General features: G+C 71.8%; 11 protein-coding genes. 4 read left to right on the forward strand and 7 right to left on the reverse strand.

The features are described 5' to 3' along the window. The first annotated feature begins 217 nt into the window (after positions 1-217). From fadD11 to QH290_RS14945, 3 genes are all read left to right on the forward strand, one after another. Positions 218-2032, forward strand: coding sequence for a fatty acid--CoA ligase FadD11 (gene fadD11 / locus QH290_RS14935; protein ID WP_280383398.1), 1815 nt, complete (start codon positions 218-220; stop codon positions 2030-2032). A gap of 240 nt (positions 2033-2272) precedes the next feature. Next, on the forward strand, positions 2273-2779 hold the full coding sequence (locus QH290_RS14940) for a DUF6069 family protein (RefSeq protein ID WP_280263677.1): 507 nt from the start codon (positions 2273-2275) through the stop codon (positions 2777-2779). 70 nt (positions 2780-2849) lie between these two features. Continuing rightward, positions 2850-3608 (forward strand): Pr6Pr family membrane protein, encoded by a 759-nt coding sequence (locus QH290_RS14945; protein WP_280383416.1) that lies wholly within the window; start codon positions 2850-2852, stop codon positions 3606-3608. On the opposite strand, the gene QH290_RS14950 is transcribed toward QH290_RS14945, so the two are convergent. Further along, positions 3514-4356, reverse strand: coding sequence for a patatin-like phospholipase family protein (locus tag QH290_RS14950; protein ID WP_280383399.1), 843 nt, complete (start codon positions 4354-4356; stop codon positions 3514-3516). The two genes, QH290_RS14945 and QH290_RS14950, sit on opposite strands and share 95 nt — an antisense overlap. Before the next feature lie 255 nt (positions 4357-4611). Between QH290_RS14950 and QH290_RS14955 the strand changes: the two genes are divergently transcribed. After that, entirely contained in the window at positions 4612-5727 is a 1116-nt protein-coding gene (locus tag QH290_RS14955) for a methyltransferase (protein WP_280383401.1), read from the forward strand. Between the two features lie 69 nt (positions 5728-5796). On the opposite strand, the gene QH290_RS14960 is transcribed toward QH290_RS14955, so the two are convergent. The 6 genes from QH290_RS14960 to QH290_RS14985 all read right to left on the reverse strand — a co-directional run. Further along, positions 5797-8760: a crotonase/enoyl-CoA hydratase family protein gene (locus tag QH290_RS14960; protein ID WP_280383404.1), complete on the reverse strand. Its 2964-nt coding sequence runs from the start codon at positions 8758-8760 to the stop codon at positions 5797-5799. A 70-nt stretch (positions 8761-8830) separates the two neighbouring features. Then, the gene (gene mshC / locus QH290_RS14965; protein ID WP_280383405.1) at positions 8831-10069 is read right to left on the reverse strand and encodes a cysteine--1-D-myo-inosityl 2-amino-2-deoxy-alpha-D-glucopyranoside ligase; all 1239 of its coding nucleotides are present in this window, start codon (positions 10067-10069) and stop codon (positions 8831-8833) included. A 174-nt stretch (positions 10070-10243) separates the two neighbouring features. Beyond that, on the reverse strand, positions 10244-11197 hold the full coding sequence (locus tag QH290_RS14970) for an SCO1664 family protein (protein ID WP_280383406.1): 954 nt from the start codon (positions 11195-11197) through the stop codon (positions 10244-10246). Positions 11198-11207: 10 nt separating this feature from the next. Further along, positions 11208-11795, reverse strand: coding sequence for a DUF3090 domain-containing protein (locus QH290_RS14975; RefSeq protein WP_280267388.1), 588 nt, complete (start codon positions 11793-11795; stop codon positions 11208-11210). Between the two features lie 24 nt (positions 11796-11819). Continuing rightward, positions 11820-12581: a histidine phosphatase family protein gene (locus tag QH290_RS14980; RefSeq protein WP_280383408.1), complete on the reverse strand. Its 762-nt coding sequence runs from the start codon at positions 12579-12581 to the stop codon at positions 11820-11822. Positions 12582-12636: 55 nt separating this feature from the next. Beyond that, on the reverse strand, positions 12637-13237 hold a 601-nt coding region (locus QH290_RS14985), incomplete at its 5' end, for an undecaprenyl-diphosphate phosphatase (RefSeq protein WP_280383412.1).

A 13237-nucleotide genomic window follows, 5' to 3' on the forward strand; every position in this document is an offset into this window, starting at 1 on the left:
ACGTGCATGGACGCTGGCTGTTGTGAGGGTGGTCACAGTGTAACTGGTGATGTTGTTGTATCCGCAAGTGGTCGCGATGTCGCCTTCGCGCCGGGTTCTCGAACCGGCCGCGGCGCGTAAGACGCGGGACCGCAACGAAAACGGCCGAATCGTTCCGCGGTGGGCGCCCGGCGGCATACCGTCTGAGAAAGTTCGACGGCAGTGAAGCGAGACCGCGATGAACGAACCGATCACCTCCTGCGCCGCATTCCAGCGGGTGGCCGCGATCGAGCCGGAGGCGGTGGCGGTCCGCTCGGTCGGCGGCAACCCCTGCCTGACGTGGCGTGAATATTCCGAGCAGGTGCGGGCGGTGGCCGCGGGGCTGGCGGCGCTGGGCATCGGGCGCGGGGACACCGTCGCGTTGATGATGGCCAACCGGGTGGAGTTCTATCCGCTCGAGGTGGGGGTGCAGCACACCGGCGCCACCTCGTTCTCGGTGTACAACACCCTGTCGGCCGAGCAGTTGAACTACGTGTTCACCAATGCCGGGAACCGTGTGGTGATCTGCGAGGCGCAGTACGTGGACGTGGTGCGCGCGTCCGGGGTGCCGATGCAGACCGTCGTGTGCCTGGACCGCCCGGTGCCCGGGACGCTCAGCGTCGCCCAGCTGACGGCGCTGGGCCGCGCCGATTTCGACTTCGAGGCGAGCTGGCGGGCGGTGCGCGAGGACGACATCGTCACCCTCTGCTACACCTCCGGCACCACCGGTAGTCCGAAGGGGGTGGAGCTGACCCATGCCAATCTCGCCGCCGAGGTGTACTCCTACGCCTCGGTGATGCCGGTGGCGTTCGGTGACCGGCAGACGTCGTATCTGCCCAGCGCGCACATGGCCGACCGGCTGACCGCGCTGTATCTGCACGAATACTTCGGCACCCAGATCACCGCGGTGCCCGACCGGGCGCAGCTGCCCGCGGCGCTGGTCGACGTGCATCCCACCGTCTGGGGTGCGGTGCCGCGGGTGTGGGAGAAGTTCAAGGCCGCCATCGAGTTCTCGGTCGCCGCCGAAACCGATCCGGCGCGGCGGGCTGCGCTGGACTGGGCGATGGGGGTGGCCGCGCGCAAGGCGGCCGCGCAGCTGGCGGGCGAGCCGATGGATGCGGAACTGGCCGCGGAATGGGCGCGCGCCGACGAGCGGGTGCTGTCGGCGTTGCGCGCGAAAATCGGCCTGGATCAACTGAAGTGGGCGCTGTCGGGGGCGGCGCCGATCCCGCCGGAGACGCTGGGATTCTTCTTCGGGCTCGGCATCCCGATCTCGGAGGTGTGGGGAATGTCGGAGCTGACGTGCGTGGCCAGCGTCAGCCCGCCCGCACAGGCGCGGCTGGGCACGGTCGGGCGGTTGCTGCCCGGCCTGGACGGCAAGATCGCCGACGACGGCGAACTGCTGGTGCGCGGCGCGCTGGTGATGCGCGGCTACCGGCAGGAACCGGAGAAGACCGCCGAGGCGCTCGATCCCGAGGGCTGGCTGCACACCGGCGACGTCGTCACCATCGACGACGAGGGCTACCTGCGCGTGGTCGACCGCAAGAAGGAACTGATCATCAACGCCGCCGGGAAGAATATGTCCCCGGCCAATATCGAGAACGCGGTCAAGGCCACGACGCCGCTGATCGGGGCGCTGGCCACCATCGGCGATGCCCGCCCCTACAACACCGCGCTGGTCGTGCTGGACGCCGAATCCGCCGGACCCTACGCCGCCCAGCGCGGACTGCCCGACGCCTCCCCCGCCGCGCTGGCCGCCGACCCGGGCGTGATCGCGGCGATCGGCGCGGGCATCGCCACCGGGAACGCGAAATTGTCTCGCGTGGAACAGATCAGGCGGTTCACCATCCTGCCGGTGTTCTGGGAGCCCGGCGGCGACGAGGTGACGCTGACGATGAAGCTGCGCCGCAAACCCATCGCCGCCAAATACGCGGACGAGATCGACCGGTTGTATACCGACGCGCCCGGCGACACCGTGCACGAGCCGCCGATGGCGGTGGCCGAACCGGCGTGAGATGCCCGCCGCGATCGGCGTGAGTCGCCCGGCCCGGTACCGGCTGCAGCAGGGCTCACGCCCTCAGCCATCGGCTCGCGGTCCTAGGGCATGAGCCCTGCTGTCGGGGTCTGCGGGGTGCGAGCGGATCCGGTCGTCGGCATCCTCATGGCAATCTCTGCCGTGAGGGTGCGGTGTGTGGGGGTGGCGGTGGGCGTGTTTCGGTGTCTTTGCCGCGGGGACTCGGGGTACCGTCGGATTATGGGCGACTACAACGAGCCGGGTCGCGACTACAACGCTCCGCGGCAGCCCGATCCGCGGTACGGGCAGCCGGAGCCCAGTGGGCCGCGCGTCAACTTCGGCAAACTGTGGGCCGGGGGTATCGGTGCGGCGATCGTGGTGGCGCTGGTGATCGTCGTCGGCATCCTGCTGGTGCGCGGCGTGCTCGGGTACGGGCTGCTGGCGCCCGAGGGCGACGGCACCTACGGCAATACCGGCACCACCAACTACGCGCTGGGCGGTGCGCTGGTCGCGCTGCTGGCCACGGCGCTGCTGACCCTGCTGCTGTTGTTCATGCCGAATCCGCTGACCCTGTTCAGCTGGATCATCGCGCTGTGCACGGCCGTCGCGGTCCTGCTGCCGTTCACCCTCACCGCCGACCGCGGCGCCCAGTTCGCCACGGCCGCGATCAATCTCGTCGCGGGCTTCGCGCTCATGACCGTCCTCGGCTCCGCCGCGCGCGCCTCGATCCAGGGCCCGGCCCGCTGACAGCGAGCGCTCGAACGGGCGCGGAGGCGGGCGAGCGGTTGGGGTGGGCGCGTGGTATTCCCGAACGGTGATGGATGTGGGTGCGGGGCGCGGGTGGCGTCGTCCGGCGTTGTGGTGGCGCGGCCTTGTCGCGGGGTCGGCGGCGGTGGGGCTGGCGACGGGGGTGAGTTCGCTGGTGTATTTCACTGTGCAGAGCAACGTGATCGCGCTCGGTTACTATCTCGGCGCGATCTACTGGATGGTGGTGCGTGGCGGTGCCGATGCGCCCGCGCCCCGGTTGCGCGGGGCGGTCGTGCTGTATCTGACCATCACCGGGCTCGTCGCGCACTTCGTGCTCGAGCACGGCGCCGATCCGCTGCCCGGGCTGGTGTCGGGTCCGGACCGACTGGGCAACTGGTCGAATTTCCTGCTGCACTACGTCACGCCGGTGCTGGTGGTGCTGGACTGGCTGGTGCTCGGCCCGCGCCGTGCCGCACGGTGGCGCGATGTGCCGCTGTGGCTGTGCTTCCCGATCGGATACGCCGCCCTGGTGCTCGCGCGAGGCGCGTTGTTCCCGCATTTCCCGGACCGCTACCCGTACCCGTTCCTGGATCCGAACACCCGTGGATACGGCGGCGTCGCCGGTGAAATCGTCACGCTCACAGTCGAATTCGCGATACTCGGCACAGCGGTGGTCGGCGCCGACCGGGCCGCCGCACGGATGGGCGACCGGTGGCGGCGCCGCAGGCCGCTGCTCACACGGCGGGCCAGGCGCCCTTCAGATCCCGTGCGGCGTCGGCGGCTTGGCGTACGCCCGCCTCGTACGCCGGGGCCAGCGCGGCGGGATTGAACACGTCCACACCGAAGACGCCGATCGTGGTCTCGTCCGGGACGAGGGAAATCGTTGTCGCCGAACCGAGTTCGCCGTCACTGGGAGTGCGGGGAAACATGTGTGCCAGCGGTTCGACGATCACCACCAGCTCCGCGCCCGCGGCCAGATCGGCATTGATCGACGACCGCACACCGCCGTCGAGGTAATACCGGCCATCGATCGGGATCGGCGGAAAGACGCCCGGCACCGCGGTACTGGCGGCCAGCGCCTGCGGCAGCGACGCGACGTCCTCGCGAGTCCACGCCCGCAACTCCCCCGACTCCGCGTCGACCGAGGTGACCACCAGGTCGCGCGACGGCCACGACACCGGCCCCACCAGCGCGGACATCCGGGCCACATGATCGGCCGGATCGCCCGCCTGCGCCGCCAGCGCCAGCTCACCCACCCGGCGGCGCGCCTGCATCGGATCCAGCGCCGGGCGGCCCAGAATCGCGAAGATCTCCGCCAGCCGCGCCTGATCCACCTGCGGCGGCGGCGCACCCGTCGGCGGCGGCGACAGCAGCCGGGCGAGATCACCGTCCCCGGCCAGGACCGTGCCGACGATCGAGCCCGCGGAGGTGCCGACGAACCGATCGGCCCGCCCCAGCTCGATCCCGGCCTCGCGCAACCCGATCGCCAGCCCCGCCATCCACGCGATCCCGACCGGGCCACCCCCGCCCAGTACGAGCGCGGAACGGAACCCGTCGGGCGGCGGCGCAGCAGACATGCCGCCACTGTATCGAACGATGTGCCGCCGCAGGCGATCCCGGCTCGAGCGGATAGGCGCGGATACCGCCGCGACCGGCCGCGGTAAGCTCGGATACCGCTCGATGAAAGGCACGTCATGACCCTCGGCATGGTCCTGTGGGACCGCTGCCCGCGCTTCGACGCGGGCGCCGCCGCCCGGCAGTAACCGCCGGTCACCGTTCCCGCTCCTCGAAGCGTTCGCCCCCCATCCGGTCGATCGCGAGGAGATCCCGCCGTGTCCATCATCCACTGGACCGAACAGCACAGTAATCGTTGCGCCCGTTGGCATTCCGAATCCGGCGCACCCGAACCCCGCCGCCTCGTCACCGCCGAGGACACCCTGCGCGCCGACGCCGCGCTGCGCCTGGCCCGCTCCGGCGCCACCCTGCTGTGGCGCGGCGACTACCACAACGGGCGGCAACTGCTGTCGGCGATGCGCCGCCGCCTCGACCGCACCCGCGATATCCGCGACACCGATCCGGCCACGCTGTTCCGCCACTACCGCGACGCCCGCGCCCGCCGGGCCGAGGTGCTGTCGCGGCTGGTCGTCGTTCTCGACGAGGATTTCGCCCTGGACCTGCGGCGCGCCCCGGACGTGCGGCAGGCATGCGCCGAGGCCTACGGTCCCGCACACGGGCCGATGCTGGTGGCGCTGACCGAGCTGCTCGGTGTGCTCGGCGCCCACCAGTGGCGGGTCAAGGGCGTCGAGGTGCCCGCCCTGGGTGCCCGCGTCCACCCGCACTACGGCGTGTTCGCGCCCGTGCGCGGGGAATACGTCGACCTCGTCGCACGCGCGCCACTGCCGCCGGACACCGCGCTCGCCGTCGACCTCGGCACCGGAACCGGTGTGCTGGCGGCACTGCTCGCCCGGCGTGGTGTCGGCCGGGTGATCGCCACCGACCTGTCCGAGCGGGCGGTGACCTGCGCCCGCGACACCGTCGACCGGCTCGGGTTGACCGATCGCGTCGAGGTCCGCCGCAGCGACCTGTTCCCGGCCCGGCGCGCGGACCTGATCGTCTGCAACCCGCCCTGGCTGCCCGGCGCCCCCGCCTCGCCGCTGGACCACGGCGTCTACGACCCCGGCAGCGCCATGCTGCACGGCTACCTCGACGGCCTCACCGCCCACCTCGGTCCCGGCGGCGAGGGCTGGCTGGTGCTGTCCGACCTCGCCGAACGAATGGGCCTGCGCCCCGACGGCTTCCTCGAATCCACCATCGACGCCGCGGGCCTGCGCGTCATCGACCGCCTCGACACCCGACCCCGCCACCCCCGCGCCGCCGACCCCACCGACCCACTGCACACCGCCCGCGCCGCCGAAATCGTCAGCCTGTGGCGCCTCGCGCCCGGATGATGCCGGTGCCGAACCCGGCGCACGTCTGCGACCTGCCCGCTGCGGCCGCCACCGGTGATGCTCGGATGCTCAGCGGCCCTTCCAGACCGGGGCGCGTTTCTGGGCGAAGGCCAGGACGCCCTCGGCGGCGTCCTGCGAGGACAGGGCGCCACCGGCGACCTCGCCCTGGCGGGTGAATGCCTCGCCGGTGGGCCAGTCGGGGGATTCGTCGATGATGCGTTTGCTGGCGGCGATGCTCAGCGGGGCGTTCACCGCGATCCGCTGCGCCAGCTCGAGCGCCGCGTCGAGCGCGCCGCCGGGCTCGGCGAGCTGGTTGACCAGGCCGATCTCGGCGGCGCGGGCCGCGGTGATCGGGTCACCGGTCAGCGCCAGTTCCATTGCCAAGGCGCGGGGCAGCCGCTGCGCCAGCCGCAGCACCCCGCCGCCCACGGCGACCAGGCCGCGCTTGACCTCCGGAATGCCGAAGCTCGAATCCGACGCCGCCACCACCAGATCCGCCGACAGCGCCAGCTCGCAGCCCCCGGCCAGCGCCGGGCCCTCCACGGCGGCGATCAGCGGTTTGCGCGGCGGCTTCGCGGTGATCCCGAGCGGGCCGCGGCCCTCGGTCATCGGCACCTCGCCGCGCGCGGCGGCCTTGAGATCCATTCCGGCACTGAAATATCCGCCCGCGCCCGTCAGGATCGCCACCTGGGCGGCGGGATCGGCGTCGAACGCGTCGAGCGCGCGCTCGATACCCTGCGCCGCCGCGAGATCGATGGCATTGCGGACCTCGGGCCGGTTCACGGTGATGATCGTGATCGGGCCGCGCCGCTCCACCAGCACCGGCGGCGGCGGGGGTGCGGGCAGCTCCGCCCGCTCGCGGCTCTCCACCCGGATCTGCCCGCCGGTCACCGTGACCGGCAGGCCCAGCAGATCCCCGCCGGTGAGCTCCTCGATCAGGTCGGAGTGCTTGCTGCGCAGCAGGATTCGCGCGCCGTCCGGGGCGATGAGGCTGACCACCGCGGCCTCCGGCTCGCCGTCGCGGGTGTAGGGGACGGTGTAGGCCTCGATCACCGCCGGGCCCTCGTGGGAGTCGCGGGCGGGGCGGGGCGGCGGGTTGTCGATGGTCGGGCGCAGATGGCGGAAGCCCGTCCGCGGCGGCTGCGCGGAGTACACGCCCAGCGAATGCTTGGTCACATACCAGCCCAGTGACGTCGACAGGCCGTAGGTGTCGGGTTCGGCGCGCAACCGCCCGACCAGGGTGGCCACCGCGTGCCCGCCGTAGTTGTTGCCGGGGCCGCCGCCGAAGGTCAGGCCGCCGGTCACCGACAGCGGCCGCTTCGGATCGTCGGCGGGCAGGCCCAGTTCGCGCGCGGCGATCTGTACGGCCACCGGGAAACACGCGTACAGGTCGACGTGCGCGAGCTGGTCGACGCCGATCCCGGCATGGTCGAGGGCGGCCGCGCCCAGGGCCCGGATCGCCGGGGAGGCCGCCAGCTCGGTCCGCTCGCTGGTGAACCATTCGTCGTGGCCGGAGGCGCCGGCGTGGATGAACACCCACCGGTCCTGCGGGATCCCCGCCGCCGCGGCGGCCGCGGCGCTGCACACGATGATGCCGCTGGCCATGTCGACGGTGAGGTTGGCGCACTCGAGCTTCGTGTACGGGGTGGACACCAGGCGGTTGTCCGCCGTCGGCGTGGCGATCTCGTCGGCGCTGAATTCCTGTGGCTGCCAAGCGTATTCGTTACCGGCGGCAACAGCGGACAGCCGCGACCACAGCTCGGCGACCGCGCGGTCGTGCGCGGCCGGGGTGCGGCCCAGCCGGTGCCGGTTCGCCGACTCCAGCAGCGCGTACATGTTGATCGGCGCGATCAGCCCCGCCGCCGTCTCGGCGGGATTGTTGGCCGGTTTGTCGACACCGACCGTGCGGGTCGGGGCGACCCCGGGTCCCTGCTCCGGCCACGACACCTGCACTCCGGCGCGTTGCGCGGCGGCCTGCGTGGCCCCGGCCTCGGTGCCGGTGACCAGCACGATCTCGTAGTCGCCCGCGGCCACCGCCGCGGCCGCCTCGTTGATCACCAGCTGCCCGCCGTCCCCGCCGAACGGACTGGACTGCACGGTGTCCACGCCGCGCGCACCCAGCCGCTCGGCGACCACCGCGCCCAGATCGCGGTACTGCCACGACGTGCACGCCACCGCGAACACCGCCCCCGCGTCGCGCAGCAGCTGCTCGCCGCCACCGGCATCGGCGGCCGCGCGGCGCAGCGCCTGCACGGCCAGCCCGGCCGGGTCGCCGTAGGCCGGGTCCGGGGTGCGCTGCACCACCTGTCCCACGCCCACCAGCACCGGCGTATTCGGATCCAGGTCGACGCCGGAGGCGGTGTGGCGCACCGGTTTCCGTGCCGCGCGCGGCCGCACCGGGCCCGCGGCCGCGATCGCCTCCGGCAGCTTCGCCAGCGAATCGCGCATGGCGTCGCCGAGGCTGCGGGCCACCGACCCGCCCAGCGGGCCCTCGATCGGCGGGCCCGCCACCCCGGCATCGAAGTACACGGTCGTCTCGGCGTCGCTGCCCGTCACGGTGATCCAATAGCCGATCCGCACCTGCTGCGGCGCCTCGCCGCGCAGCTCGAAACCGGACTCGCCCACCGCGGTCACCGTCCACCGGATCTCCGCGGGCAGGCCCATGACCAGCGCCTGCTGGGTGAACGTCAGCCCTTCGCGGATCGCGCCGGGTGCCCGATCGCGCCACCCGGTGTGCAGGGTGAACCACTCGCCGAGCCGGTCCAGATCCGACAAGTAGGCGACGACGGTGTCGCGCGGCGCCGCGATCTGCTGCATGGCGTGCGCGGTCTTGGCGAATTCGGTGAGCCCGGCCGGTGCCAGCCGGTCCTCCACCGGGTCGGGCGCGGCCGGGGCGGCCGCGCGTCCGGTCAGTCCGGCGATCAGGTCACGGGCGATGCGTGGATCGCGGCGGACCGCGCCGAGCAGGGCGCCACCGGCCCGGAGCTGCTTGCGTACCGCACGAATCCGATCGCGCCCAGGCACAGGTGCCACCGTTCAACCTCCTCGTCGAGCCTGAGACCATTAATGACCATTTATCTCGCCGAGTCAAAGGTGGGGTGGATCACAGGCGGATGCCGAGCAGCGCGTCCACCGCCTCGGTGACCAGCGCGGGGGCGGTGCGGTCCGGGCCGCCGTAGTCGAGCGCCTGCCGGGCCCAGCTGTCCACGGCGGCAAGGGCTTTCGGGGTGTCGAGATCGTCGGCCAGATGCCTGCGCAGCCGCGCCAGGGTGTCATCGGCGGGCGGCGCCGTGGTCAGCGCGGTGGCCTGCCGCCAGCGGTCCAGCCGCGACAGCGCCTCGGCCAGCACCCGATCGTTCCACTCCCGGTCCTGCCGGTAGTGCCCGGCGAACAGGCCCAGCCGGATGGCCGCCGGATCCACCTCGGCGCGGCGCAGCTTGGACACGAACACCAGATTGCCGCGCGACTTCGACATCTTCTCCCCGTCCAGCGCGATCAGCCCGGCATGCACGTAATGGCGGGCGAAACGCCGCCCCGCCACCAGCGCCTCGGCATGGGCGGCGGAATACTCGTGATGCGGATACATCAGATCGCTGCCGCCGCCCTGAATATCGAATTCGGTCCCCAGCCGGTTGAGCGCGATCGCCGCGCACTCCACATGCCAGCCGGGACGGCCCGCACCGAACGGCGCCGGCCACGACGGCTCGCCCGGGCGCGCCACCCGCCACAGCAGCGCATCGATCGGATCCCGCTTACCCGGCCGCTGCGGATCGCCGCCGCGCTCGGCGAACAACCGGTCCATGGTGGCGCGGTCGTACCCCGACTCGTAGCCGAACTGCTCGGTCGCGTCGAAACGGAAATAGATATCCGGGTACCGCGGATCGTCGACCACATACGCCGCACCCGACGCCAGCAGCTTGTCCACCAGCTCCACGACCTCGCCGACCGACTCCACCGCGCCGATGTAGTCGCGCGGCGGCAGCACCCGCAGCGCCGCCATATCCTCCCGGAACAGCGCGATCTCGCGGCTACCCAGATCCCGCCAGTCGATCCCGTCCCGGTCGGCGCGCTCGAACAGCGGATCGTCGACATCGGTCACGTTCTGCACGTAGTGCACCTCGTGCCCGCCGTCGCGCAGCACCCGGTTCACCAGATCGAAGGTCAGATACGTCGCCGCATGCCCGAGATGGGTGGCGTCATACGGGGTGATGCCGCAGACGTAGAGGGTGGCGGTGGCCCCCGGCGTGACCGGGCGCACCTGCCGGTCGGCGGTGTCGAACAACCGCAACGGCGGTCCGGATCCGGGAACGGCGGGCACGGAGATTTCGGACCAGGACTGCATGATTCGAGAGTAAAGGTGTCATCGGCACCCGTCGGCGGCGACCCCGCGCACCGCCACCCCGCGACATCCGCACCCACCTGGCACGACCTGCAACGAGGCAGCAACTGCCGAAAGTCAACGGTTGCAATGAGGCAGCGCGAAATCCGCACGCGCCGAAATCCTCCGGATGCGCCGTCAGAACGCCGGCCACGGAATCGGGCGGCTGCCCTCGGGCAGCGGCATCACCGGATCGTCGAGCAGCCGCCGCGCCCGCGCGCCGAGCGCCTCGACCTCGGCGTCGGTGAGATGTTCGGCCAGCTCGGCGCCGAGATCGCCGGGCAGCGCCTTGACGAACGTGCCGATATCGGTGAGCAGCTCCTCGCCGACCGGCTCCCCCGCCCACCCCCACAGCACCGTCCGCAGCTTCGGCTCCGCGTGCAGGCAGATGCCGTGGTCGACGCCGTACACGCCGCCGTCCAGGCCCTCGAGCGCGTGCCCGCCCTTGCGGTCGGCGTTGTTGAGCAGCACATCCAGCACCGCCATGCGCCGCAGCCGCGGATCGTCGGCATGCACCAGCGACACCTCCGCGCCGGTGCCGTCGACCGCGCGCAGAATCTCGCGGAACCCGTCGGGCACCGCGCCCACCGTCACCAGATCCACCAGATCCAGCCGATTCGCCGGCTCGGTGTGATGATCGACCGACTCCACCCAGCGCTGCACCATCCCCGGCCCGAACGGGCCGTCCCGCAGGATCGTCTCCGGGATCACCCCCCAGCCCAGCGCCTGCGACACCCGATACGACGCCACCTCGCGCCCGGCCAGCGTGCCGTCCGGGAAATCCCACAGCGGCCGCTCCCCGCGCACCGGCTTGTAGACCACGCGGACCCCGGCGTCGACTGCGTCGCCGCCGGGGATATGGATATTGCCGCCGCCGGGGATATGGATATTGCCGCCGCCGGGCGTGCGGGTAGTGCCGCCGCCGGGCGTGCGGGTAGTGCCGCCGCCGGGCGTGCAGATATTGCCTTCGGTGCGGACCCCGCCGTCCGGGGCGATCTCGCACACCAGGGTGACGTTGCTGGCCGTGCTGATCCGCCCGATCACCGACAGCTCACCGCTGTGGAACCCGTCCTCGGCTCTGCCGTCGGCCACGTTCACCGCCTCATTCCTCCTCGAGGTCGGCCGCGCCGAAGATATCGCCGCGCTTGTACCCGTTGGTGCGCACACACATGTGCCCCTTCGTCGACAGCGGCTCCCCGCACAGCGGGCACGGCGGGCGGCCCGCCGCGATCACCTTCGTCGAGCGCAGCGCGAACTCGCGCGCCTGCGACGGGGTGAGGAACACCCGCACCGCGTCCGGGCCCTCCTCGGTGTCGTCGAGCACCACCGACTCGTCGACCTCGGTCTCGGTGATCGCCAGCAGCTCCACCACCACCGCGCCGGCATCGGCGTCCCAGCCCAGACCCATTGTGCCGACCCGGAACTCGGCGTCGAGGGGCATCTGGAGCGGGTCGGTGTCGCTGACCTCCGCCGCCTGCGGGGGCACCTCGGCGCCGAACCGCCGCGCCACCTCGTCCAGCAGCAGCCCCATCCGGTCGGCGAGCACCTTCACCTGCTGCTTCTCCAGCAGCACGCTCACCACCCGGGGCTCCTCCACGGCCTGCAGGTAGAAGGCGCGATCGCCCGGCTCACCGACGGTCCCCGCCACGAAGCGATCGGGGGTGCGAAACACATGGATTGCTCGGGCCATCTGCACCTCCTGAAACCGACTGCATTACTCACTACGAGAATCGGGCGTTCCCGCATTCCCATTATCCGTACCCGCGGCGGATGTGCCGGTCGGCGCGGCGGGCCCGACCTCGCCGCCGGGCACCGGACCGCCGCGATCACCCGATCGTTGCTCAGCGGTTGCCGCCAGCGCGGACAGATCGGCGCCCGTGTCGTTTACCCGCCAGACGTGCGGGGCGGTCGGGGCATACCGCACCACGCTGATCGACGCCGGTTCCACCACGATGCGCTGGAACCCGTCGAGATGGATTCCGAACGCATCGGCGAGCACCGCCTTGATCACGTCGCCGTGCGTACACGCCACCCACAGCACGTCGCGCCCGTGCCGGGAGGCCAGGGCGCGGTCGTGGTCGCGGACGGCGGCCACGGCACGATACTGCACCTGCGCCAGACCCTCCCCGGCCGGGAATACCGCGCCGGAAGCGTGGCGCTGCACCACCTTCCACAGCGGCTCGGACACCAGCTCCGACAGCTTGCGGCCGGTCCACTCGCCGTAATCGACCTCGAGCAGCCGCGGTTCGGGCTCGGGCTCGAGACCGAGCTTGTCCGCCAGCGGCGCCACCGTGCGCGTGCAGCGCAGCAGCGGCGAATGCACGATGTGCTCGATCGGCAAGGGCGCCAACCGTTCCGCCACCAGCCGGGCCTGCTCGCGGCCGCGGTCGGTGAGATCGACGCCCTCGCTGCGCCCGGCCAGGGTCGCGGCGGTGTTGGAGGTGGACACCCCGTGCCGCAGCAGGATCACCGTCATGTAATCCACCCTAGTCGGGGGCGCGGCGGGGCCGCAGACGCGCGGTACGGGCGGCTCACGTCGCCGAGACCACGCCGCCGGCGAGCAGCCCCAGCATCACCAGCCCGAGCACGATTCGGTAGCCGACGAACCAGTCCAGCGAATGCCGCGCCACGAAACGCAGCAGCCACGCCACCGACGCGTACCCGAGCACGAACGACACCACCGTCGCCACCAGCAGCTGCGGGCCCGACGCATTGAGCCCCTCACCCGCCGGCTCGAACGCGTCGGGCAGGCTGAACAACCCCGACGCCACCACCGCGGGAATCGCGAGCAGGAACGAAAACCGCACGGCCGCTTCACGAGTCAGCCCGATGAACAGCCCCGCCGACGAGGTGGCGCCCGACCGCGACACACCCGGCACCAGCGCCAGGCACTGCGCGAGGCCCATGATCAGCCCGTCACGCGTGGTGAGCTGCTCGATCGGGCGCTGCTTGCGGCCGTAATATTCGGCCGCGGCGATGACCAGCGCGAACACGATCAGCATCGTCGACACCAGCCACAGATTGCGGGCGCCGGTGCGGATCGCGTCCTTGAACAGGAACCCGAGCAGCCCGATCGGGATCGTGGCGATGATCACATACCAGCCGATCCGGTAGTCCAGTTCGCGCTGCGCA

Origin of the sequence: Nocardia wallacei (genome assembly GCF_029869545.1) — a bacterium.
Classification (GTDB): Bacteria; Actinomycetota; Actinomycetes; order Mycobacteriales; family Mycobacteriaceae; genus Nocardia; species Nocardia wallacei_A.